The 22,746-nt window shown below is 71.2% G+C and carries 19 protein-coding genes and 1 other RNA gene; 9 read left to right on the forward strand and 11 right to left on the reverse strand.

The annotated features are described in order from the left end of the window. Window positions 1–179 precede the first annotated feature (179 nt). A complete protein-coding gene (locus tag ACFFRH_RS28130) occupies window positions 180–1,340 on the forward strand; it encodes a hypothetical protein (RefSeq protein WP_344743965.1) in 1,161 nt (386 codons plus the stop codon). On the opposite strand, the gene ACFFRH_RS28135 is transcribed toward ACFFRH_RS28130, so the two are convergent. After that, window positions 1,298–2,329 carry a CopD family protein gene (locus tag ACFFRH_RS28135; RefSeq protein WP_344743963.1) on the reverse strand — a complete coding sequence of 344 codons (1,032 nt, stop codon included), beginning with the start codon at window positions 2,327–2,329 and terminating at the stop codon, window positions 1,298–1,300. The two genes, ACFFRH_RS28130 and ACFFRH_RS28135, sit on opposite strands and share 43 nt — an antisense overlap. Next, window positions 2,326–2,904: a copper resistance CopC family protein gene (locus ACFFRH_RS28140; protein ID WP_344743962.1), complete on the reverse strand. Its 579-nt coding sequence runs from the start codon at window positions 2,902–2,904 to the stop codon at window positions 2,326–2,328. The genes ACFFRH_RS28135 and ACFFRH_RS28140 overlap by 4 nt, the downstream gene beginning before the upstream one ends. A gap of 944 nt (window positions 2,905–3,848) precedes the next feature. Between ACFFRH_RS28140 and ACFFRH_RS28145 the strand changes: the two genes are divergently transcribed. From ACFFRH_RS28145 to ACFFRH_RS28155, 3 genes are all read left to right on the forward strand, one after another. Further along, complete coding sequence (locus tag ACFFRH_RS28145; RefSeq protein WP_344743961.1) at window positions 3,849–5,366, forward strand: condensation domain-containing protein; 1,518 nt, start codon at window positions 3,849–3,851, stop codon at window positions 5,364–5,366. Continuing rightward, window positions 5,353–6,612 (forward strand): MFS transporter, encoded by a 1,260-nt coding sequence (locus ACFFRH_RS28150; RefSeq protein WP_344743959.1) that lies wholly within the window; start codon window positions 5,353–5,355, stop codon window positions 6,610–6,612. Before ACFFRH_RS28145 ends, ACFFRH_RS28150 begins: the two co-directional genes overlap by 14 nt. A 310-nt stretch (window positions 6,613–6,922) precedes the next feature. Further along, window positions 6,923–7,852 (forward strand): DMT family transporter, encoded by a 930-nt coding sequence (locus tag ACFFRH_RS28155; RefSeq protein ID WP_344743958.1) that lies wholly within the window; start codon window positions 6,923–6,925, stop codon window positions 7,850–7,852. Here the strand turns inward: ACFFRH_RS28155 and ACFFRH_RS28160 are convergent. The 8 genes from ACFFRH_RS28160 to ACFFRH_RS28195 all read right to left on the reverse strand — a co-directional run bounded on the left by ACFFRH_RS28160 (window position 7,797) and on the right by ACFFRH_RS28195 (window position 16,296). Further along, the gene (locus ACFFRH_RS28160) at window positions 7,797–8,399 is read right to left on the reverse strand and encodes a TetR/AcrR family transcriptional regulator (RefSeq protein ID WP_344743957.1); all 603 of its coding nucleotides are present in this window, start codon (window positions 8,397–8,399) and stop codon (window positions 7,797–7,799) included. The genes ACFFRH_RS28155 and ACFFRH_RS28160 overlap by 56 nt on opposite strands. A gap of 376 nt (window positions 8,400–8,775) precedes the next feature. Then, window positions 8,776–10,158 carry a sensor histidine kinase gene (locus tag ACFFRH_RS28165; RefSeq protein ID WP_344743956.1) on the reverse strand — a complete coding sequence of 461 codons (1,383 nt, stop codon included), beginning with the start codon at window positions 10,156–10,158 and terminating at the stop codon, window positions 8,776–8,778. A 237-nt stretch (window positions 10,159–10,395) separates the two neighbouring features. Beyond that, entirely contained in the window at window positions 10,396–11,496 is a 1,101-nt protein-coding gene (gene menC / locus ACFFRH_RS28170; RefSeq protein WP_344743954.1) for an o-succinylbenzoate synthase, read from the reverse strand. Then, window positions 11,493–12,785, reverse strand: a complete 1,293-nt coding sequence (locus ACFFRH_RS28175; protein ID WP_344743952.1) for a hypothetical protein — start codon at window positions 12,783–12,785, stop codon at window positions 11,493–11,495. The genes menC and ACFFRH_RS28175 overlap by 4 nt, the downstream gene beginning before the upstream one ends. A 207-nt stretch (window positions 12,786–12,992) precedes the next feature. Next, the gene (locus ACFFRH_RS28180) at window positions 12,993–14,024 is read right to left on the reverse strand and encodes a dipeptidase (protein WP_344743950.1); all 1,032 of its coding nucleotides are present in this window, start codon (window positions 14,022–14,024) and stop codon (window positions 12,993–12,995) included. A 138-nt stretch (window positions 14,025–14,162) separates the two neighbouring features. Then, window positions 14,163–15,638 (reverse strand): flavin-containing monooxygenase, encoded by a 1,476-nt coding sequence (locus ACFFRH_RS28185; RefSeq protein WP_344743949.1) that lies wholly within the window; start codon window positions 15,636–15,638, stop codon window positions 14,163–14,165. Window positions 15,639–15,760: 122 nt separating this feature from the next. Beyond that, window positions 15,761–15,886 (reverse strand): hypothetical protein, encoded by a 126-nt coding sequence (locus ACFFRH_RS28190; protein WP_344743947.1) that lies wholly within the window; start codon window positions 15,884–15,886, stop codon window positions 15,761–15,763. Then, window positions 15,883–16,296, reverse strand: coding sequence for a hypothetical protein (locus ACFFRH_RS28195; protein ID WP_344743945.1), 414 nt, complete (start codon window positions 16,294–16,296; stop codon window positions 15,883–15,885). Before ACFFRH_RS28195 ends, ACFFRH_RS28190 begins: the two co-directional genes overlap by 4 nt. Before the next feature lie 359 nt (window positions 16,297–16,655). Here ACFFRH_RS28195 and ACFFRH_RS28200 point away from each other — a divergent pair, with 359 nt between their 5' ends. From ACFFRH_RS28200 to ACFFRH_RS28220, 5 genes are all read left to right on the forward strand, one after another. Continuing rightward, window positions 16,656–17,492 (forward strand): Nif3-like dinuclear metal center hexameric protein, encoded by an 837-nt coding sequence (locus tag ACFFRH_RS28200; protein WP_344743943.1) that lies wholly within the window; start codon window positions 16,656–16,658, stop codon window positions 17,490–17,492. After that, complete coding sequence (locus ACFFRH_RS28205; RefSeq protein WP_344743941.1) at window positions 17,489–18,229, forward strand: zinc ribbon domain-containing protein; 741 nt, start codon at window positions 17,489–17,491, stop codon at window positions 18,227–18,229. Before ACFFRH_RS28200 ends, ACFFRH_RS28205 begins: the two co-directional genes overlap by 4 nt. 5 nt (window positions 18,230–18,234) lie before the next feature. Further along, window positions 18,235–19,665 (forward strand): bifunctional RNase H/acid phosphatase, encoded by a 1,431-nt coding sequence (locus ACFFRH_RS28210; RefSeq protein WP_386160837.1) that lies wholly within the window; start codon window positions 18,235–18,237, stop codon window positions 19,663–19,665. A 296-nt stretch (window positions 19,666–19,961) separates the two neighbouring features. Further along, an RNA gene (rnpB, locus tag ACFFRH_RS28215) (RNase P RNA component class A) lies at window positions 19,962–20,356 on the forward strand. 609 nt (window positions 20,357–20,965) lie between these two features. Continuing rightward, window positions 20,966–22,081, forward strand: a complete 1,116-nt coding sequence (locus ACFFRH_RS28220; RefSeq protein ID WP_386160798.1) for an alpha/beta hydrolase family protein — start codon at window positions 20,966–20,968, stop codon at window positions 22,079–22,081. Here the strand turns inward: ACFFRH_RS28220 and ACFFRH_RS28225 are convergent. Further along, a complete protein-coding gene (locus tag ACFFRH_RS28225; protein WP_386160839.1) occupies window positions 22,046–22,744 on the reverse strand; it encodes a response regulator in 699 nt (232 codons plus the stop codon). The two genes, ACFFRH_RS28220 and ACFFRH_RS28225, sit on opposite strands and share 36 nt — an antisense overlap. Window positions 22,745–22,746 lie beyond the last annotated feature (2 nt).

Below are 22,746 nucleotides of genomic sequence, written 5' to 3' on the forward strand. Positions count from 1 at the left end.
GAGCGTTCCCGCCGGTCAACCGCCGGTCAACCGCCGCTCGGCCGCCGGCCGGACGTCGCGGCCGGTGGGGTGGCCGAACGCAAGTGATCACCCATGGGGGAGGAATGAGGAGGCAGCCCCGGTGCTCAGGGTTATCCCCGATTGCGGAGCGAGGTAAAGGAGCGGCATCATTTCGAGGCGTGAAGCCAGTAGAGAGCCTTCGAAGAAGAGCCACTCCCGTCATCGAGTGGGCTCTGCCGTATTGGACGCGCGGGAAGGCCGGCAGGGAGACCCCGGAGGAGCTGTTCAAGCTCCTCTACCTCGGGTGGCTGGTGGCTTTCTCGTTCAAGGTGCTCGGGGCGTCCTGGGACGTCTCCTGGCACTTCAAGTGGCTCCGTGACGACCTGGCACCGCCGCACCTCCTCAACAGCGTCGGCACCGCCCTCGCCCTCGCCCTCACGATCATCCACGTCTACACCGGATACGGCGTGGACAGGCTCGCGCAGCGCCTCATCACCTGGGGCACGGGCGTCTTCCTGGTCGCGGTCCCGCTGGACCTGATCAACCACCGGATCAACGGGCTCGACATCACCTCGTGGAGCCCCTCGCACCTGATGCTCTACATCGGCACGCTCTTCATGGTCTGCGGCGTGATCCGGGGCTGGTTCGTCCGGGCGGTCCCGGGGCGGACGCGCACGCTGGTCCTCGGCGGGCTCTTCGTGTTCCTCTTCGAGAACGTCTGGTTCCCGGCCCAGCACCAGGAGTACGGCGTGTACAGCATCGCCGCCTGGGACCGGGGCCAGCCGGAGGCCGAGCCGATCCTGATCAAGTTCGCCGCCGACCAGATCGGCCTGCCGATGGACGACAGGGCCGTGGCGCTCCACTTCGCGCTGCCCGTGCCCGACCAGCTCTACCCGCTCTACGCGGTGATGGCCGGCATCATGGTGGCCGTCTACGCCCGCGCGATGATCGGCCGGATGTTCTCCGCCACCGCCGTGGTCGGCGCCTACATCGTCTTCCGCACCCTGATCTGGCCGCTCCTCGCCGTCGCCGACTTCCCGCGCTCGGCGATCCCGGTCTTCGTGATCGCCGGGGCGCTCGCCGTCGACCTGGCGTTCCTGATCAGGATGCCCGTGGTCAGGGCGCTGGTCGGCTCCGCCGGCGCCACCCTCCTCGTCGACCAGGCGCTGCGCTTCCAGCACTCGACGTTCATCGCGCCCCCGCTGGTGCCCCCCACGACCATGCTGGTCGGGGGGGCCGGGCTCGCCGTCCTGTGGCTCGCCGCCGAATGGTCGTTCAGCCGTCACACACTGCGGGCTCAGGAAAGGGAGGCGCTGGTCAGCGCGACCGCGACCCCGTAGGCGAGCCCCATCACGGCGATCTCGGCCGCCGCCCACCCGACGACCGCCGTCGCCCGCCGCTCGGCGACGTGCGGCAGCAGGCGGAAGCGGATGTGGGCGGCGAACGGGATCAGCAGCGCCACGCACGCGACCTTGGCCACGACCAGCAGGCCGTACTCGTTGGTCAGCAGGGCCCCGGGCAGTTCCACGCCCGGGGTGAGGGCCATCGTGGCCAGGCCGTTCACCAGGCCGGAGAGGCCGACCACGACCAGCGCCAGGGTCGCGAGCCTGGAGAACGCCGGGAGCACCCGGGCGAGGAGCTCCCGGTCCCCGGCGACGAGCAGGACGATCGTGAGCAGGCCGCCGGTCCACGCCGCCGCGCCCATCACGTGCAGCTCCATCGAGATCATGATGGGGTCGTGCCAGACCGAGTCGACCGCGTGGCCGGTGACCGGGATCGGCAGCAGCCCGAAGAAGGCGATCACGATCCGCAGCTCGGCCGGGACCTTCTCGCCGTACCGCACGGCGAGCAGCCCGATCCCGGCGTAGGACAGCGCGCAGGCGGCGCTGAAGAGCATGCCCTGCCCGGCGCCGACGCCGTCGACGTACTCGGCGATCATCCCGGGGGTGGGCACCAGCCCGGGGTTCAGCTCGGCCGTCTGGAACACGATGACGACCAGCGCCAGCAGCGCCCACGCCCAGGCGAAGGTGACGGCCATCGGCCGGGCCCGGCGCATCACCGGCTCGGTGCGGTCCGGGTCGTCGAACCCGAGCAGCTTCGGCAGCAGGCTGAGCCCGACCACCGCCACCGCCGCCAGGTCGAGCAGCACCCGCAGCGCCGGCAGCCCGTACTCCACCAGCGGTCCGGGGATGGCGATCCCGGGCACCACCTCCTGGCGGGAGAGCGCGGTCGCGACCAGCACGGCCACCAGGGCCGCGGACACGAACCCGCCGATCACCAGCCTCCTGGCGGTGCCGGCCTCGGCGGCCCGCTCGGCGGTCACGGTCATCCCGTGCCTCCCTGCTCCCTCGTACGGCGCATCGCCACGACGGTCGCCCCGCCCAGCAGGACGATGGAGCCCGCGATCCACAGCACGGCCATCCCGGCCCCGCCGTTCTGCGCGGCCTCGGCGGCCTGGGCGCCCAGATCGGGCTCCTGAGGCGCGGCGGCGGAGACCGCGGGGGCGGAGGTGGCGGGCGCCTGGGCGGCGCCGCCCAGGCCGGGGGCGGTCAGGGTGAAGGTGATCTTGCTGGAGACCGGGTGGCCGTCCGAGGAGAGGATCCGGTAGCCCACCGCGTACATCCCCGCGGGGCCGAGGGGCCGCACGCCGACGCTGACCTTCGTCCTGTCGACGGTGGTCTTCCCGTCCTCCCACCGCGTGCCGTCCGGGCCGATCACGCTGATCTGCGCGAAGCCCTGCCGGACGGGCTGGTCGAAGGTGAGTGTGATCTTCTCGGGGCCGGTGGCCAGCTCGGTACCGTCCTTGGGGTCGCTGCTGATCAGCACGTTGTGGGCCTGCGCCGGGGCGACCGCGCCGAGCAGCGCGGCGGACGCGAGCAGCAGGACCGTGAGTAGCCGCCTCACCGGTCGTGGCCTTCCTTTGGGGTCGTCATGACGAATGACATGCTCCCACCCCAGCCTCCCACCCTGGCCTCCCGCCTGGGAATCGCGCCCGCGAGGGGCCGTCCGCGCCCCGCCCGGAGGCAGGGCCCGTCGTCGGCCGGTCCGGCGTTTCGGCCCGTGGAGGTTAGGGGCCCGGCGGGGCGGAGTCAATGACTAAGAGGATGACAAACATTCAAAAAATGAAGAATAGGCGGATTTCTCCGGTAAGAGCTCTTGAGAGATAGTTTGTTGAGCTTTATCGGGCTGGAAAACAACCGCGAAACCTTGACGAATTCGGCGCGTGATCCTTAGCCTCGCTTGAGCAACGCCACCGATCCGCCGCGCTCGTGCGCGGGGGAGAAGTCGCCGTGCCCGCGCACGGTGTGAGGGCGGACGTGTGGTCGGGACACGTCGTGCCCGGGCGTCCGCGTCTCTTGGCGTCTCTCGGTGTCTCCTGGCGTCCCTCGGCGTCTCCCGGCACCGAGGCCGTTCCGCGCCGCGTACGTCCTCGACGTCGTCGGACTCGCGCGTCCCCTCCGGGCCGTGCCGATCCGGCCGGCGTCCCGGAACCGCCCGTTCGGGCGGTTCCGTTCTCCGCCGTAAGGGAACGCGCCCGGGTTCCCCTCCCGACAGCACGGAGGCGTCGTGACGCGAACCGGCCTCTCACCGGCCGAGAGGAAACCATTCGCCCGCGCCGGTTTCCTTTTGACGGAACGCCTGGCCGGGCGCGATATCCCCGGACGGATTCCCGTCGTCGACGCCCTGCCCGTGAACCGGTCGGGAGAAGTCAGCAAAAGAAGCCGCGGGGCCTGTTCGGGGCCGCCGCGGCAGGCCGGAAGAAAGGCACCTGGAATGTCGATGTCGCTGGTACACGGATGGGAAAGGGCGTCCCGCGAGGGCGCCGTCGAAGCGATCGGCCGGACCCGATGACGGCCGGTCCCGCGCGGCTCGGCGCGACGTCCGTGGAGTTCGCCGGAGCGCGGGGCGGCGAGTCGCCGCTCAGCTGGGGCCAGCTGGCCATCTGGCGGCTCACCCGGTGGCTGGACGACGACGACCCGTACTTCAACATGCCCTGGGTGCTGCCCGTCTACGGCAGGCGCGATCTCGACACCGTCCTGCGGGCACTGCGCGTGCTCGTCGAGCGGCACGAGACGCTGCGGACGACGTACGAGGAGACGCCGGGCGGGCTGGTCCAGCGCGTGGCGCGCCGGGGCGAGTTCACCGTCGAGGTGTACGACGCCGGGGAGGACAAGCCGCTCGCCGCCGCGAAGGAGCTCTCCGTCCGGCTCGCCGCCACCGCGTTCGACTACGCGGCCGACCTGCCGTTCCGCTGCGCCGTCGTGACCGTCGACGACCGCCCCAGGACGGTGGCCCTCACCCTGTCCCACCTCGCGGTGGACGGCGGGACCCTGGAGGTGCTGGCGCGCGACTGGCGGGACCTGCTCGCCGGTGGCGAACCGGCCACTCCCACCTGGCAGCCGACGGACCAGGCCGCCTTCGAGCGCGAGGGGGCGGGCGCCGCCCGTGGCGAGCGGACGCTGCGCCACTGGCGCGCGATCCTGGAGCGGGCGCCGCTGAGCATGTTCGACTTCCCCCGTACGACGCCGGAGGAGCCGCGGTTCGTCAAGGTCGGCATGGAGTCGGCCGCCACCGCGGCGGCGGCCGAGGTGCTGGCGGCGCGCTGGTCGATCAGCACGGCCAGCGTGCTGACCGCCGCGAGCGCGGTGCTGCTCGGCACGCTCACCGGTCACCGCGAGGTGGTCATGCAGCTCATCGTGGCCAACCGGCACGACCCCAGGATCGCCGCGATGGCGGGCAGCGCCGTACAGGACGGGATCTTCGTCCTCGGCCTGCCGGACGGGACGTTCGCCGACGCCGCCCGCGCCGGGCACCGGCAGGCGCTGACCGCCTACCGGAACGCGCACTACGACCCGTACCGGATGATGGCGCTGCGCGAGGAGATCGGCCGCGAGCGCGGGCGGCCCGTGGACCTGTCGGCCTACTTCAACGACACGCGGACCGTCGGCCACTGGCCCCACCTGCCCGCGGTCGAGCCGCCGGGCGACCCCGCCGCGATCGCCGCCCTCACCGAGCGGACCCGGACCTTCCACGTCGGATCCTGGCCGGAGGTGGACGCCACGGCCCTGTTCGCCACCGGGACCGCCACCAACACCTGCGAGCTGTACCTGATGGCCGACACCGCCTACCTGCCGCGCCCCACGGCCTACGCGCTGCTGCGCGGGCTGGAGACCCTGCTGGTCGCCTCCGTGGCCGGGGACGTCCCGCTCGACGAGGTCGCCGGACTGTGCGGCATCGTCCCGGTCGAGCGCCCCGCCGCCCGGCCGGAACTCCAGCTCGCCGGGGTGCCGGGCACCGGCACGGTGCGGGGCGCCGGAGACCCCGGGGTGCCGGGACCGAGAGAGGTGGCCGGTGACCACGCCTGACCCGCGGGCGGCGCTCGCCGAGCCGACACGCAGGGTGGGGCCCTGGTGGGTGATCGGCATCTCGCTGGCGAACCTGGCGCTCTGGATGGCCTACTTCGGGCCGCTCCAGGTCCTGCTGCCCTCGCAGGTGGCGTCGATCGACCCGGCGGGCAAGGAGGGGGCGCTGGCGCTGGTGACCGGGGTGGGAGCGGCCGTCGCGATGCTGTTCAACCCCGTCGCCGGGGCGTTGTCCGACCGTACGGCCGGACGGTTCGGGCGCAGGCACCCGTGGTCGCTGGGCGGGGCGCTGGTCGGCGCCGGGGCACTGGTCCTGCTGGCGGGCCAGGGCTCGATCCTCGGCGTGGCGGCCGGGTGGTGTCTCGCGCAGGCCGGGCTCAACGCGACGCAGGCCGCGCTCAGCGCGGGGGTGCCCGACCACGTCCCGGTCGGCCAGCGCGGTGAGGTCTCGGGCTGGATCGGGATTCCCCAGTCGCTCGGGGTGGTGCTCGCCGTGGTCCTGGTCACCATGGTCGCCACCACCACCGAATCCGGATATTTCTTGATAGCGGTATTGATTCCGCTCGGCGTGCTCCCCTTCGTCCTCACCACCCACGACCCCCGCCTGGCGACCAGGCCGCCCTTCGGGCTCCGGGCCTTCCTGAAGGGGTTCTGGATCAGCCCGCGCAGCCACCCCGACTTCTTCTGGGCCTGGCTGACGCGCTTCCTGATGCAACTGGGCAACGCCGTCGCCACGCTCTACCTGCTGTACTTCCTCACCGACGCGGTCGGCTACGAACGGATCTTCCCCGGCGAGAAGGCCGAGGACGGCCTGCTCGTGCTGATCCTGATCTACACCGCGACCGTCGTGCTCACCACCGTCGTCGCGGGTGTCGTCTCCGACAGGCTCGGCCGCCGCAGGGCGCTCGTCACGGTCTCCGGCCTGATCAGCGTGGTCCCCGCGGTGATGCTCGCGTTCTGGCCGCAGTGGCCGGTGGCGCTGGTCGCCGCCGCGATCATGGGCGTCGGCTTCGGCATCTACCTCTCGGTCGACAACGCCCTGGTCACCCAGGTCCTGCCCGCCGCGGAGGGACGGGCCAAGGACCTCGGCGTCATCAACATCGCCAACTCCGGCCCCCAGGTGCTCGGCCCCGTCATCGCCGGTCCCATCGTGGCCGGTCTCGGCGGCTATCCCGTCCTCTACCTGACCTCGGCCGTCCTCGTCCTCCTGGGCGCCGTCCTCGTCCGGAGGATCCGCTCGGTCCCCTGAGCCCCTCCGGCTCCCGGGTCACCACGCGGACGTGGGAGCGGTGACCGGTCTCCCGGGGCGGTGATGGCCCCGAGCGCCCGGCTCCCGGCCCTCACCCCCGGAAGGCCCTCACCCCCCGGAAGGCCCTCACCCCCCGGAAGGCCCTCACCTCTCGAAAGGCCCTCACTTTCCGGAACGGCCGGACGAAAGGCCGGTGAAGGTATGAGGTCCCTCGTGCCGGTGTGGCGTCCTTCACTCAGGGTTGTATCCATGCCACTCCCGATCCGGTCGGTGACCTTTCGGTCGCTGCGGGTGATGGAACCCTTCGGGTATGGCAGTGGTAGCTCCCCGGCCCGTCCTGGGAATCGTGCTCCTGATCTTCGTCAGCGCCGCGTGGGGATCGGCTTTCCCGCTGATGAAGGACCTCATCGTCCGCATGCCCGTGGCGGACCTTCTCACCGAGCGGTACGGCGTCGCCACGCTCGTACTGCTCGCTCTCCGTCCGAGAAGCCTGCGGGGGCTGTCGGAGAGCACCTGGCTGACCGGCGTCCTGCTCGGCCTGCTGTTCGGTGTGGGCCAGACGGCCCAGGCGGTCTCGCTGCACGATCTGCCCTCGTCGGTCTCGGGGTTCACGGTCGGCTCGTACGTGGTGATCACCCCGGTCCTCGGGCTGTTCCTGCTCGGAGCCAGGACCCCGGGCCGGGTCTGGGCCGCGGTGGCGCTGGCCACGGCCGCGATGACCGCGTTCACCCTGCTGAGAGGCGCGGAGGGGGACGTCGCCGTGCCCGCCCTGGCCGCCACCCTGTTGTCGGCGGTCCTGTACGCGGCCCACACGCTGGTGCTCGGCGACTCCGCCGAGGCGCGGCAGAACGCCTACGCCGTCACGGTGATCCAGCTCGGCACCATCGCCGTCATGACGGGGGTCCTCGCCGTGCCGGACGGCCTCACCCTGCCCTCCGCACCGGGTGACTGGATGATCCTCGGCCACCTGTCGATCGTCGCCTGCGCCCTGGGCTTCCTGGCCCGCTCCTGGGGCCAGGTCCACGTCCCGCCGGTGCCCGCCGCGGTGATCCTGTCGGCCCAGCCGCTCTGGGTGACCGCCCTCGCCGTGGCGTTGTACGGGGAACCGCTCACCGCGGGCGTGTACCTCGGCGGGGGGCTGATCGCCCTCGCCATGCTCCTGGTCGTGCTGCCCAAGGGGCTGTTCAGCTCAGGTCGGAGGGGGAGAGACCCAGTTCCGCCGCCGCGGCCGTCCGGATGAACTCGGTCATCCGCGCCCGCGAGAGCACCCGCCGGTGCACCGTCACCTGCGTGGACAGGCCGTCGATGAGGGACATGACCCGCCAGGTCGCGCCCTCGGGGTCCGCGCAGGTGAAGATCCCCGCCGCCACGCCGTCGTCGATGATCGCGCGGAGGGCGGCCTTCCAGCGCAGGTCGATCCTGCGGGACATCTCCTCCAGCTCGGCGTTGCGCATCGACTCCGCCCAGGCGTCGATCCACAGGGCCCACGACTTGGACTTCCCGCTGGGCGGATAGAACCTGAGCAGGGCGCGCAGCCGGTCGAAGGGGGAGCCGCCCGACTCCTCCACCTTGACGAGCGCGTCCAGGTCGAGCTGGGCGGCGTAGGAGAAGGCCTGGGCGAACAGCTTCTCCTTGGTCTCGAAATGGTAGAAGAGCAGCGCCTGGCTGACACCGGCCGCCTGGGCGATGTCCGCGGTCCGCGTGTGACCGAACCCCTGGGCCGCGATGACGTCGCACGCGGTCCGGAGCAGATCTTCACGCCGTAATCGCCCAAATCCCCTTGCCACAAGGGAACACTAGCGGGTCACGGTCTCCCATCAGGGGCAGGGGGCGGGGCTCGGCGACCTCGCTCCAGGCCCGCGCCCGGACGGAATCGCCGTCCGGGAGGAGGGCGCGGGGGACGCGCGAACGGGGCGGAGCGGTGGTCAGGGGCCGGGTGGGGAGGGCCGGAGGGTGCGGTCAGGAAGGACCGGGGGAGGCCGGGGAGGGCGGGGCACGGTCGGCGGCCGAGCCGGGAACGGGGGAGAGAGTGGGGCGGGGGCGAAGGCCGGGAGGGGGAGACAGGGGGTGAGCGGGGGAGGGCAGGGGAGACGGGGTGCGGTCAGAGGGGAGCGGGAGAGGGCGGGGTGCGGTCGAGGGGGAGCCGGGGAGGGCGGGATGCGGTCAGAGGGTGAGCGGGGGAGGGTGGGGGGCGCCGTCCGGACCGGGGTGCAGGGGGACGCGCAACACGAACCTGGCGCCCCGCGTGCTGTCCTCCAGCCTCAGGAGACCGCCGTGCGTGTGGGCGATCTCCCTCGCGATGGGAAGTCCCAGCCCCGTGCCCCCCGCGTCCCGGTGGCGGGAGGCGTCCAGCCGGGTGAACCGCTGGAAGACCTGCTCCCGCTGCGAGGGGGCGATCCCGGCGCCGTCGTCGGACACCTCCATGACGGCCGTCCCGCCGTCCGGGTACACCCGTACCGAGACCTGGGAGACGGCGTGCCGCTCCGCGTTGTCCATCAGGTTCGTGAGCAGCCTGGCCAGCCGGAGCCGGTTGCCGATGATCGCCACCCCGGGCTTCAGGTCCCTGTCGACCGGGACGCGGCGCTCGCGTCTGTCCAGCTCCTCGCCGACCAGTGCGCCCAGGTCGATCCGCTCGTAGCGGGCCGGGACGCCGGAGTCGAGTCTGGCCAGTGCCAGCAGGTCCGAGACGATCGCCTGGAGCCGGTCCAGGCTGCCGAGCATCGCGCGGGTCTTCGCCTTCCAGTCGACGTCGTCGGGGTAGTGCAGCGCCTCCTCCACCTGGGCGCGCATGGCGGTGAGCGGGCTGCGCAGGTCGTGGGAGGCGTCGCAGGTGAATCTGCGCTGCTGCTCGGCCGACGCCTCCAGCCTGTCCAGCGTCTGGTTGATCGTCTCGGCCAGCCCTCTGATCTCGTCCCGCGCGGCCGGGACCGGCACCCGGCGGCCGATGTCGGTCGCGGTGATCTCCTCCAGCTCGCGCCTGATCGCCTTCACCGGTACGAGGGCGCTGGTCACCGTCCGGTAGGTGCCGGCCGCCGTCACCGCCACGATCGCGAGGGAGCCGCCGACGATGAGGGCGAACAGCTCGGGACGGACGTACCAGGGAACCTGGTCGGCCGCGGCGTAGAGAACCCAGTCCCCCTCGTCCTGATAGATCCGGAAGGCAACGATGTCCATGCACCTGCCGGGATATCGGGGGATGTCGCAGACCTCCCTGTCCTGCCTGACGCTCGTCGGAGGAGGGGCGAAGTTCGCCATCCGGGGAGCGCCGACCAGGTTGGGCGTCGACGCCATGATCTCGCCCTTCGCGTTCAGCAGTTGCATGCCGTCGGTCTTGCCCAGCGGTACCACCGCGGGCAGCTGCCCCCGCTTGGCCAGATGGACGCTCTGCAGCGCGGCGCCCGCCGCCTCCTCGGTCTTGAAACTGCCCGCCAGGCCGTGGACGGAGAACGTCGCGATCGCGATGAGGGCGACTCCCGACACGACGGTCATGAAGACGGCGATCAGCGTCAGCCGGAGCCGTACGGACCACCTGCTCCCCGTGAACACGTCGCTCTCCAGCCGTTTGACAAGGACATTAGGCAGATTGATTACCGTTTCGAGGGGATTAATCGCCAAGAGGCCGCAAATATCCTTATACCTATATGAGTAGGTACTGATTTGCATGAATATGGTCTTTTATGGGTATCGGCACTGGCCAGGGCCACGACGGAGCCCCGCTGTGCCGGTACGCGAGGAGGCGACCGGCGTCCGGCTCCGCGTATTCGACCTCTCAAGTCGGTACGGCTAGAGGGTGATCCATTCGGTGGAGGTGGTGACCTCGTCGAGAACGGCGGGGATGGGGTCGACGCCGATGCCGGGGGCGGCGGGAACGGTGAGGTGGCCGTCGCGGAGCTCGAAGGGCGGGGTGAGGTCGGTGGTGTAGTAGCGGCGGGAGGCGGAGGTGTCGCCGGGCAGGGTGAAGCCGGGCAGGGCGGCGAGGGCGAGGTTGGCGGCGCGGCCGATGCCGGTCTCCAGCATGCCGCCGCACCAGACGGCGAGGCCGTGGGCGCGGGCCAGGTCGTGGATGCGCCGTGCTTCGAGATAGCCGCCGACGCGGCCGGGCTTGATGTTGATGATGGAGCAGGCGCCCAGGGTGATGGCGGCGGCGGCGTGGGCGGCCGATTCGATGGACTCGTCCAGGCAGACGGGGGTGGTGATCCTGGTGGCGAGGCGGGCGTGCTGCAGGAGGTCGTCGTGGGCGAGGGGCTGCTCGATGAGCAGCAGGTCCAGGGGGTCGAGTTTGGCGAGGTGGGGGGCGTCGGTGAGGGTGTAGGCGGCGTTGGCGTCGACCTGTAGGAGCAGGTCGGGGCCGAAGTGCTCGCGCACGGCGCGGGTGGGGGCGATGTCCCAGCCAGGCGCGATCTTGAGCTTGACGCGCCGGTAGCCCTCGTGGAGATAGCCGGTGACGGCCTCGATGAGCTCGGGGACGGAGTTCATGATGCCGACCGAGACCCCGGCGGGGACGCGGTCGGCGGCGGCGCCGAGGTAGGCGGCCAGGGACTGGCCACCGGAGCGTAGCTGGGCGTCCAGGACGGCGGTCTCCAGGGCGGCTTTGGCCATGCGGTGGCCTTTGAAAGGGTGCAGGGCGCGGCCCACGCCGTGGGCGTCGGTGTCGGTGGGCAGGGCGGGGACGAGGAAACGGCGCAGCACGTCGGCGGCGGCGTCGACGTACTCGGGGGAGTAGAGGGGGTCGGACATGGCCACGCACTCGCCCCAGCCCTCGGCGTCGGGGGTGACGACGCGCACCAGCAGCACGTCGCGTTCGGTCTCGGTGCCGAAGGAGGTGCGGAAGGGGGTGACCAGGGGCATGGCCACCCGTCGCAGCTCGATACCAGTGATCCTCACGCGTCTCTCTTTCCGCCGCCGTACGAGATCCCGTCACGCCGGGTCCCGTCACGCCGGTCGCCGTGGTCGTGGGGGATTCCGCCGTCGTGCCGAGTGCTGCTTTTGTATGAAATTTCGGTTTCGTGCGAAGTTTCGATCTTGTAGATGTTCCCGGTGCCGTGCCGGGCGCTGTCACCGGGCGGGGTCCCGGTGCCGTGCCGGGTGCCGTCGGCGTTCGGCGTTCTGGCGTTGTAGCGGGTGTCGCCGTTGTTCGGGGTTCTGGGGCCGTGCCGGGTGTCGCCGTCGTTCGGGGTCCCGGTGTTGTGGCGGGTGTCGTTGTCGTCCGGGGTTTCGCTGCCGTGCCGGGGGGCGTCGCCGTGTGGGGTTTCTGTCTCCCGCCGACGTGGCTCTCCCGCCGGGCGGAGCCCGTCCCCGGGCCGCCACTCGACGACGTAGCCCGTCTCGCGGTCGAACCCCGTCACCCGGCCGCCCTCCTCCAGCAGGCCGCCCAGCGCCTCGCGTACGGCGAGCCGCCACGCCCCGGCCGCCCGGGGATCGGCGCGGCGCAGCGCCTCGACGTCCCGGGGCACGGCGACCAGCACCGTTCCCGCCCCGGCCGCGTCGGCGGTGTCGGCGGTGTCGGCCGGGCCCCGCACCGGCCGGCCGTCCCGCTCGCCCAGCCAGGCCACCGCGTCCGCCGGGATCACCGGCCGGTACGGCTCCCCCCGGACGGCGGCCAGGACGTGCGGGGCGGTCAGCCGCCAGACGGCCAGCACCCGGTCCGACTCGTCCCCGGCGTTGATCGCGTCACTCATCACACCGTAGAAGGACGGCAGGTACTCCTCCGGGAGGGCCCCCAGCTTGGCCAGGTTGAAGTGGGCGTTGCGCCGCACCAGTGGATCGTAGGTCCAGGTGATCCGCTCCAGGCCGCGCTCCAGCGCCCACTCCCGCTGGTGCAGCTTCAGCGCGAACCCGATCCCGCGCCCGGCCAGGGCGCCGGTGACATGCGAGTGCAACACCTGCCCGGCCGGAGCGCCCAGGAAACCGACCGACGCCCCCACCAGCCTGCCGCCCTCGTACGCTCCGGCCACGTAGTTGCCCGCGTGCGACAGCGCCCGCATCATCTCCACCGTGATCGGCGGGTTGGCGGGGTCGGGATTCCAGATCCCGTCGAACAGCCGCTGGACGTCCTCGAACTCGCCGATCTCGGCCAGTTCCACGACGAGCACCCCGCCGTCGCGGGAATCACCCGCCGTCCGCCCGCCGTCCCCCCTCGGGGCGCCCTGCCCGGCGCCCGGATCGCCCGTCATCCGTCGTCCCGTTCCCCTCCAAGATGCGCCGCTCGATGCCGGAGCCGTCGGCCATCCGTCGTTCCGTTCCCTTTCGGGCGCGCCGCCCGGTGCCCGGATCGCCGGTCGTCCGTCGTCCCGTTCCCGTCCGGGATGCGCCGCCCGGCGTCCGTACCGGCCGAGGTCGTCATCCGGTCCCCCTCCGGTGGTGCCCCACGCCGGGCTCGCTCAAGCGGGCCTGCCCAGCTGGGCGCGGAACAGCCGGTGCACGTTCCCTCCGATGATCTTCACGATCTCCTCGTCGGCGAAGCCGTGCTTGAGCAGGGCGTCGGTGACCAGGGGCAGCCCGCTCGGGCCCGACAGCCCCGGCAGGGCCGCGAGGGGGTCGACGCCGTAGTCCGGCTCGCAGCACGGGGGAGTCACGTCGTGCATGACCTCGCGGATGAAGTCGGGGCCGAGTCCCACGTGGTCGATGCCGCCGACGCTCGCGACGTGCTCGATGTGGTCCACCAGCCGGTCCACGGTGTACTCGGCCGGATCCTCCGAGAGGAAGGCCGCGAGGAAGTTGACGCACACCACGCCGCCGGTCGCGGTGACCGCGCGGATCTGGTCGTCGGTGAGGTTGCGGTGGTGGTCGCGCAGCGCGCGGGCCGAGGAGTGGGTGGCCATCACCGGCCGGGTCGCGAGCTCCAGCACATGCTCCACCCCGGAGACACCCAGGTGGGAGATGTCGAAGATCATGCCGAGCCGTTCCATCTCCCGTACCGTCTCCACCCCCGCCGCGGTGAGCCTGCTGCCGGTGGCGTCCTCGCCGCTGCCGTCGGCCAGCGCCGTACGGCCCCAGTGCGCGATCGAGGCGACCCGGACGCCGAGCCGGTGCAGCGTCGGCACCAGCTCGACGGCGGCGTCCAGGCCCGGCATGCTCTCCAGCGCCAGGACCAGGGCGATCCTGCCCTCGGCGAGCGCCTCGTCGATCTGCGTCCCGTCCAGGCAGAGGCGTACGGCGTCGGCGTTGCCCTCGGCCAGCACGTGCGCGCACTCGATCATGCGCAGGGTCTGCCGGAGCGCGCCCTCGGGACGGTACCGGTCGTCGATGAAGACCGGCAGCACCTGGAGGTTCACCCCTCCCTCGCGCAGCTGCGGCAGCCAGCGGTCGCGGAAGAAGGAGGCCCACCGGTGAGGGGGCCTGGCGGTGACGGCCATCAGCAGGTCGTTGTGGGTATCGGCGACCACGGAGTCGCTGTGGAGGTCGGCGGACACGGGCGGGCCCTTCTGCGCGGACGGCTCTCGTTCGCCACGACGGTATCGGCCCCCGGGCCCGTCTCGTACTTCCGCGCCCCCCGTAATCGCTCGCCTCCGTACGAGGCGCGGGCCGGTGCTTCCACGGAGCGGCTCGTCTTACCGGTTACCGGTTACCGGTCCGGTGGCGGCGGTCCGGCGCGCGAAGTGGAAGGCCTCCGGACGCGGGGCCCTGGTGATGCGGCGGTAGGTGGTCGTGGTGCCCGGCCAGTTGTTGGTCAACCGGCCCGCCGCGTTCTTGTACCAGCTCGTGCAGCCCGCCTGCCAGACCATGCCCTCCATGGCCCGGTCGAGGCTCCGCCGCCAGGTGGCCATCGCCTCCGGCCGGACCTCCATCGGCCCGCGCGAGGCCAGGTAGGGCAGACAGCCCATGATGTACCGGACCTGGCATTCGATCATGAAGACGATCGAGTTGTGGCCGAGGTTGGTGTTGGGGCCGTACAGCAGGAACAGGTTGGGGAAGTGCGGTACGGCGATGCCCAGGTACGCCTCCGCGCCGCCCTTCCACTCCTCGGCCAGCTGTCGTCCCCCGCGCCCGGTGACCTGCATGGGGGCCAGGAAGTCGGAGGTGTCGAACCCGGTCGCGTAGACGATGACGTCGGCCTCGCGGAGCCCGGCGGTGGTCTCCACGCCGCCCGGGACGATCCTGGTGATCCCGTCGGTGACGACGTCCACGTTGGGGCGGGTCAGCGCGGGATAGAAACCGCTGTCGATGACGACCCGCCTGCAGCCGACCGGGTAGCCGGGGGTCAGCTTGGCCCGCAGCAGCGGATCGGGGACCTGCTCGCGCAGGTGCCCCAGGGCCCGCTTGCGCAGCAGGTCCGTGCTCCAGCCCCCGGCCAGGGCCGGGTAGAGGGTGTTCTCCGCGTACCGGTAGACCCACTCGCGGTAGGCGCGCTGCAGGAACGGCACGTGACGGAAGGCCATCCGCGCACGGGGGCCGAAGACGGCGTCCGGCTTGGGGATCACCCAGTTGGGGGTCCGCTGGAAGACGTCCAGATGCCCGGCCACCTCGGCCACCTTCGGGATGAGCTGCGCCGCCGACGATCCGTTCCCGATCACGGCCACCCGCCTGCCCGCCAGGTCGACGGAGTGGTTCCAGCGCGCGGAGTGGAAGGCCGCTCCGTTGAACGACGACATTCCCGGAATGTTCGGTAGATGGGGCCGGTTCAGCTGTCCCACGGCCGACACCACCACGTCGAACAGCTCGTCCCCGGCCGTCGTGCGGACCCGCCACCTGCCCAGCGACTCGTCGAAGGCGGCGGCGACGACCATGGTGTTCAGCCGGATGCGGGAACGCAGGCCGTACTTGTCGGCACACCCCTCCAGATAGCGCAGGATCTCCGGCTGCCCGGGATAGCGGCGCGTCCAGCTGGAGTATCTCTCGAAGGAGAAGGAGTAGAGATGTGAGGGGATGTCGCAGCCCGCCCCCGGATAGGTGTTGTCGCGCCAGGTCCCCCCGACATCCACCCCCTTCTCGAAGACCGTGTACGAGCGGATTCCGGCCTTCTCCAACTGGATGGCCATGCACAGCCCACCGAATCCGGCACCGATGATCGCGACATTAGGCCTCATCCGCCCGCCCTCCGAGTGTCGGTGTCCACTTACGCTAGGCGATCCCCCCGCACCGGGGAAGTGCGGTGCCCGGCGGATTCGAGTGGGGATCAGCGCATCTTCGAGTGGGGCTCAGCTGGGGGTCAGCGCAGCGTGCTCATGGCGTGTTCGATCTTCCCGCTCGGGTACGGCGTCGTCCTGCTGGTGCCGAACACGTCCCAGTAGAAGTCGTTCATGGCCGCCGCGACGGGTGCGTACCGGCGGATCATCGCGGCCACGGCCGGCGGAGCGCCGGCGAGGTCCGCCAGTGGTACAGCAGCGGAAAGGCCGCGCTGCGGCCAGCCAGGACCCAGTTGGTCGTCATGACGCCGGCCGCGAGTTCGCGCCACGCGCCGAAGCCCGGACCGGCGACCTCGACGAGTCCGTACTGGCAGAACGGAGGCACCCCGAACAGGTTCGCGGTGGACATCACGTTGTCCGCGCGACGCTCCAGGTCGGTCAGCGGGATTCGCTTGGCGAAGACCGGCACGCCGTCGACGGTCAACAGCACCGAGGTGCCACCGATCCCCGAGCCCAGAACCCGCGCCCGCTCCAGGGACTCGCCGGGCTGCCGGTCACTGCGCAACGCCAGCGCGCTCGCGACCTCGGCGTATCTGCCGACACGCTCACTTCGAGACATGTCCGGGTGCGTGTCCCGCGGTTCCAACGGCAGGCACCCCTCTGATCGACTTCGGGTGTCAGACGCTGCACCCGGCGGGGACGGGCCTTTCCGGGTTCGCTCCGCGGAGATCGGCGGGAGTTCCGCGACCAGCGGGAAAGCCACCGTGGAGGCTGTCACGGAAGTCGCGGAGGAGGTCGTTGAGGCTGCCGCGGGAGTCGCCGTGAACGCGGTATGGAAGTCGCTGCGGAAACCGGTGCGAAAGACGGTGCGGAAACCAGTGTGAAAGACGGTGTGGAAGTCGCTGCGGAAACCGGTGCGAAAGCCGGTGTGAAAGCCGGTGTGACGAGCCGTCCGGGAGAGGCCGATAGTCTGCGCACGTGCCTACGCTTGCCGACATCGTCACAGAGCTGGAGTCCCGTTACGACCCGAGATGGGCGGAGTCGTGGGACGCGGTCGGGCTCGTCTGCGGAGATCCCTCCGCCGAGGTGCGCAGGATCCTGTTCGCGGTCGACCCGGTGGCCGTCGTCGCCGAGGAGGCCCTCGACTGGGGGGCCGACCTCATCGTCACCCACCACCCGCTCTACCTGCGCGGCACCACGAGCGTCGCGGCCACCACCTTCAAGGGCCGCCTGGTCCACACGCTGATCAAGAACGACATCGGGCTCTTCACCGCCCACACCAACGCCGACGTCGCCGACCCCGGCGTCTCCGACGCGCTCGCCCGCGCCGTCGGCCTGACCGGTCCGCTCGTCCCGCTCAGTCCCGCCGCCGACGACCCCCGGCGCGGCCTGGGCCGCGTCGGCTCGCTGCCCGCCCCCGTCCCCCTCGCCGAGTTCGCCCGGCAGGCCGCCCGGGGACTGCCCGCCACGGCGGGTGGCCTGCGGGTCGCCGGAGACCCCGGCCGGCCCGTCCAGCGGATCGCGGTCAGCGGGGGATCGGGAGACTCCCTCCTCGGGACGGCCCGCGCCGCCGGGGTGGACGTCTTCCTCACCGCCGATCTGCGCCACCATCCGGCCAGCGAGTTCATGGAGGCCTCGGACGGCCCCGCGCTGATCGACGCGGCCCACTGGGCCACCGAATGGCCCTGGCTCACCGACGCGGCACACCATCTCGCGTCCGCGTCGGCCGCCAGGGGGATTACTGTTGAGACGCGCGTATCCGAGACGGTCACGGACGCCTGGAACACAACAGCAAAGTGCGAGGATTTCACGTGAAAGCAGCCCCTGCGGCCCAGAAGCGTCTGCTTGACCTGGCCGAACTCGACTCCGCCATCGACCGGCTGGCCCATCGCCGCCGCACCCTGCCCGAGCTGGCCCAGATCGACGAGCTCTCCGGGCGCATCGCCCGCATCGCCACCCAGGTGATCGCCGCCGAGACCGAGTCCGGCGACCTCGCCCGCGAGCAGACAAAGGCCGAGGCCGACGTCGACTCGGTCCGCACCCGCGCCGAGCGCGACCAGAAGCGCCTCGACTCCGGCCAGGTGTCCTCTCCCAAGGACCTGGCCAGCCTCCAGTCCGAGATCGTCTCCCTGAAGCGCAGGCAGGGCGATCTGGAGGAGGTCGTGCTGGAGATCATGGAGCGCCGCGAGGCGGCCGACGCGCAGGTCACCAGGCTCGTGTCCGAGCGTGACGAGCTCGCGGGCACCCGCGGCACCGCCGAGGACCGCAGGGACGCGGCCTTCGCCGAGATCGACAAGGAGAGGGACGAGCTCCAGGGGAAGCGCGCGGGGGTCGCCGAGGACATCCCGGCCGACCTGCTCACCCTCTACGGCAAGCTCAAGGAGCAGTTCGGGGTGGGCGCCGCGATGCTCCAGGGAGCCCGCTGCCTCGGTTGCCGCACGAGCCTGTCCATCGCCGAGATCAACCGCATCAAGGCCGCCTCCCACGACGAGGTCATCCGCTGCGAGGAGTGCCGCCGGATCCTCGTCCGTACCGCCGAGTCCGGTCTGTGAGCCCTGTGACCTCGTACGTCATCGAGGCCGACGGCGGCTCGCGGGGCAACCCGGGCCCGGCGGGTTACGGCGCCGTCGTCAAGGACGCCGCCGACGGCCAGGTGCTGGTCGAGACCGCCGCGTCGATCGGCACCCAGACCAACAACGTCGCCGAGTACCGGGGGCTCATCGCGGGCCTCACCTCCCTCCTCGCTCTCGCGGGCGACGGTGCGAAGGTCGAGGTCCGGATGGACTCCAAGCTGGTCGTCGAGCAGATGGCCGGCCGCTGGAAGGTCAAGAACGAGGGCCTGCGCCCGCTCGCCCTGGAGGCCGCGGCCCTCGCCAGGCGCCTCAAGGTGACCTGGCGCTGGATCCCCCGCGAGAAGAACAAGGACGCCGACCGCCTGGCCAACGAGGCCATGGACGCCGCCGCCAAGGGACGCGCCTGGACCCTCTCGGGCGCCACCGCCACGGAAACACCCGGCGGCCGGGCTTCCGGGGCCGGTACCTCCGGTAGCGGCGCCCCCGGCGGCCGCCCCTCTGGAACCGGCGCTTCGGAAAGCCGGGCCTCCAAAAGCCGGGCCTCCAAAAGCGGTGCTTCGGAAAGCGGCGTCTCCGAAAGCCGAGAGGACCTTCTCCTCTTCGACACCGGCGATCTCGGCAACGGTGCCTCCGACCTCGGCGACCTCGGCGACCGTGCCTCCGACGCCGGTGATCTCGGGGCAGGTGACCTAGATGACCCCGGCGGTGACGGGGGCGGCAGCGGGACCACCACGCGCGAGCGAGCGGCCCGGACGGCCACCTCCACGAGTCCGGGAACCGGCTGGCGCCCGCCCACCTCCGTCGCGACCTCGCTGTATCTGCTCCGGCACGGTGAGACGCCCCTCTCCGTCGAGCGCAGGTTCTCCGGGCTCGGCGATCCCGAACTCACCCCCAACGGCATCGCCCAGGCCGAGGCCGCCGCGGCCAAACTCGCCGGGAAGCCGTACGGCGTCCAGGTGATCGTCAGCTCGCCGCTCAGGCGCGCCCGCGCCACCGCCGAGATCGTCGCGGCCAGGGCCGGGCTCGAGGTCGTCGTCGAGGAGGGGCTGCGGGAGACCGACTTCGGAGACTGGGAAGGCCACACGTTCACGGAGATCCAGCGTCGCTGGCCCGACGAACTCGCCGCGTGGCTGGCGGACCCGTCCGCCGCGCCGCCGGGTGGGGAGAGTTTCGGGGAGGCGGCGCGGCGGGTCCAGGCGACCGGGGACCTGCTGGTCGAACGCTACGAGGGCAAGACGATCCTCGCCGTCTCCCACGTCACGCCGATCAAGATGCTGCTGCGGTTCGCGCTCCTGGCTCCCCTCGGCGCGCTCTACCGCATGCATCTCGACCTGTCAGCCCTGTCCCTGATCGAGTATTACGCCGACGGTCCCGCGGTGGTGAAGGCGTTCAACGACACCTCGCACCTGCGCTGAACCGGCGGTCTCACGTCCACGACAGACCACGGCCGCCGGGGCGGTGGAACACCCGTACGCCACCTGGTCCTTCGCTGTGACCCTCGCGGCGTTCTCCGTCGTGTCCCCCGGGGTGTCCCTCGTCGCGGCCGGAACCCTCGCGGCGTGCGGGAGCGGTCGTCCCACCGGTCGTCGGTGCTCTCATCGGTTCCTCCGGTGTTCGTCCGCTCCGTCTTGCTCGACCCATATTCCAGCGCGGACGACTTGCCGCTCGGTTGGAGTCCACTTGGGAGCCGTTAGGCTTGAGACACGGCGGACGAGCCGGCCGGGCGGCCGCGTCGGGTCTCTTCTGAGACCCGCCGAGGAAGGTCCGGGCTCCACAGAGCAGGGTGGTCGGTAACGCCGACCCGGGGTGACCCGCGGGAAAGTGCCACAGAGAACAGACCGCCTCGTCGCGAGACGAGGTAAGGGTGAAACGGTGGTGTAAGAGACCACCAGCGCCCACGGTGACGTGGGCGGCTCGGTAAACCCCACCCGGAGCAAGGTCAAGAAGGGGCGCTCTCCGGAGCGCCCCGCGCGCGACGCTTGAGGGCTGCTCGCCCGAGCCGCGCGGGTAGACCGCTTGAGGCCGCCGGCAACGTCGGCCCTAGATGGATGGTCGCCCCTTCACGCGAGTGAAGGACAAAACCCGGCCTACAGGCCGACTCGTCCGCCCTATACGCCTCTGACCTGTGGTGGAGTCTCCGCTCGGCAAGATCGAGGCGCTCAGAGGGCACAACGGGGGCACATTCACGTGAGCCCGAGGGGCGATCTGGATCGACCGAGGCGCATGGCCGACCACGATCCAGCGCCGACCATGTCGTCAGCGATCTGCTCCAGGTCATGGAGATCCTGCACGCCGAGCGGTGATCGAGCGACCATGCTGTAACTCCGCAGAGAAGTGCTGTACAGCAACCCTGCCTTACACGATCACACGCCACCGATCCGCGACCACCACCTGAGCAGGGCAAGACGTCGCTGACGAGGCTTCTGCCCTTGCCTTGTAAACAGAAGGTCAGGGGTTCGATTCCCCTCGTCGGCTCGCAGTTCAAAGGCCACTTCCGATCATCGGAAGCGGCCTTTGCGACCGGCAGCTTCCGGCGCCCCCTACGGAGATCCTGACCAGGGGAAACGTCCTTACTTCGCATCCCGTCGCGCGAACCCGAGCGCCGGACCTGGCTCTCAGGGTGGAGTCGGCCTCGGGCGCTACCTTCCCGGGTTGAGCGGAAGATCGTGCCGGCGCCCGAGGCCGCGGCCGACCATGGCCGACATCGTGAAAGGTATGAAACGAGCTCTCCTTCTGGCGTTCGCGCTGGTCCTGCCGATTTCCGCCTGCGGCGCCCCGGCAACCGTCCAGGCACAGCGCCTGATGATCCCCTCACCGACAGGGCCGCATCCCGTGGGAACCGTATCCGTACACCTGACCGATCAATCGCGCCAGGACCCCTGGACCACGTCGGGCGCCAAGCGCGAACTGATGGTCAGCCTGTGGTATCCGGCGAAGGATGCGCAGAACCACAAAGTCGCTCCTTGGCTGCCCAAGGCGGCCGCCGACCGATACCTGGAGGACAACGGACTGAAGCCGGGTTCTGTTCTGCTGGACACGACCGACGGTCACGAGGGCGCCCCCATCGATCAAGGACTCGGCAAGTTGCCGGTGATCCTTTACTCACCCGGCGCCAACGCCTCACGCGCGTACGGCACCGGCGTCGTGGAGGAACTGGCCAGCCGAGGCTACGTGGTGGTCACCATCGACCACACCTACGACGCGGCGGTGGTCGAGTTCCCCGACGGCAGGGTGGAGACCGGGCCCGAGGTGACCGACTTCGCCAAGGCGGTCGAGGTCCGGGTGGCGGACGTGCGGTTCGTCCTGGACCAGTTGCCCACGCTGGACAAGGCACACGTCTTCGATCTTCAGCGGATCGGCATGTTCGGCCACTCGCTCGGCGGCGCGGCGACCTCCTCGGCGATGTACGCCGACAAACGCATCAGGGCCGGGCTGGGCCTGGACGGCGCCGTGTTCGGCAAGGTGGCGCAGTCGGGGCTCGACCGGCCCTACCTGGTGGTCGACACCGAAGGAAAGGGCGGCATGTCGACCAACCCGGCGTTGCGCACGTTCTGGGATGGCCTGCGCGGCTGGCGGCTCAACCTCACACTCAAGGGGGCGGCCCACAACTCCTTCGGCGACGACGTCCTACTGATCCCGATGTCGGCCAAGCCGCTGGGCCTCAGCAAGGCAGAGGTCGAGGAGATCGTCGGCACGATCCCGGCCGAGCGGGCGCTGGCCTTCCAGAAGGCCTACCCGCTGGCCTTCTTCGACCTGCACCTGCGCAAGCAGAAGGAGCCGCTGCTGGACGGGCCCTCACCCGCCTTCCCCGAGGTCGCCTACCGGCGCTGAACCGGCCGTGACCACGCCGCCCTCGTAGGCGGCGATGACCAGCTGGGCCCGGTCGTGGACGTCGAGCTTGGCCAGCAGGCTGCGGATGTGCGTCTTGACCGTGGCCAGGCCGAGGCCGAGCCGCTCGGCGATCCGCGGGTTGGCCAGCCCCCTGGCCACCAGCACGAGCACCTCCCGCTCCCGGCCGGAGACCCGGGCGAGCCTGGCCGCCAACGCCCCCGGAACACTGGCCGGCTCGCGCCTGGCGAACTCCCCGATGAGCCGCATGGTGACGGAGGGAGCCAGCAGCGCCTGGCCCGCCGCCACCACCCGCAACGCTTCCAGCAGGTCGCCCGGTCTGGTGTCCTTCAGCAGGAATCCGCTGGCACCCGCGCGCAACGCGGCGTAGACGTACTCGTCGAGGTCGAAGGTGGTCAGCATCACCACCTTGACCGCGGCGGTGACCGGGTCGGCCCTTATCAGCTCGGTGGCCTTGATCCCGTCGAGGTCGGGCATCCGTACGTCCATGAGCACGAGGTCGGGGCGGAGGCGCCTGGCCAGTTCCACCGCCTCCCGCCCGGTGCCCACCTCGCCCACAGCCTCCAGGTCGGGTGCCGTGTCAATGAGCATGCGCAGCCCGGCCCGCAGCAGCGCTTGGTCATCGGCGACCAGCACCGTGGACACGC

The organism is Streptosporangium vulgare, from assembly GCF_042428775.1.
In the GTDB taxonomy this organism is placed as follows: domain Bacteria; phylum Actinomycetota; class Actinomycetes; order Streptosporangiales; family Streptosporangiaceae; genus Streptosporangium; species Streptosporangium vulgare.

Bases quoted from the DNA above. Each gene is read 5' to 3' on its own strand.
- ACFFRH_RS28135 (WP_344743963.1), bottom strand. From the start codon at position 2,329: ATGACCGTGACCGCCGAGCGGGCCGCCGAGGCCGGCACCGCCAGGAGG.
- ACFFRH_RS28145 (WP_344743961.1), top strand. From the start codon at position 3,849: ATGACGGCCGGTCCCGCGCGGCTCGGCGCGACGTCCGTGGAGTTCGCC.
- ACFFRH_RS28155 (WP_344743958.1), top strand. From the start codon at position 6,923: ATGGCAGTGGTAGCTCCCCGGCCCGTCCTGGGAATCGTGCTCCTGATC.
- ACFFRH_RS28175 (WP_344743952.1), bottom strand. From the start codon at position 12,785: ATGACGGGCGATCCGGGCGCCGGGCAGGGCGCCCCGAGGGGGGACGGC.
- ACFFRH_RS28185 (WP_344743949.1), bottom strand. From the start codon at position 15,638: ATGAGGCCTAATGTCGCGATCATCGGTGCCGGATTCGGTGGGCTGTGC.
- ACFFRH_RS28190 (WP_344743947.1), bottom strand. From the start codon at position 15,886: ATGATCCGCCGGTACGCACCCGTCGCGGCGGCCATGAACGACTTCTAC.
- ACFFRH_RS28195 (WP_344743945.1), bottom strand. From the start codon at position 16,296: ATGTCTCGAAGTGAGCGTGTCGGCAGATACGCCGAGGTCGCGAGCGCG.
- ACFFRH_RS28220 (WP_386160798.1), top strand. From the start codon at position 20,966: ATGAAACGAGCTCTCCTTCTGGCGTTCGCGCTGGTCCTGCCGATTTCC.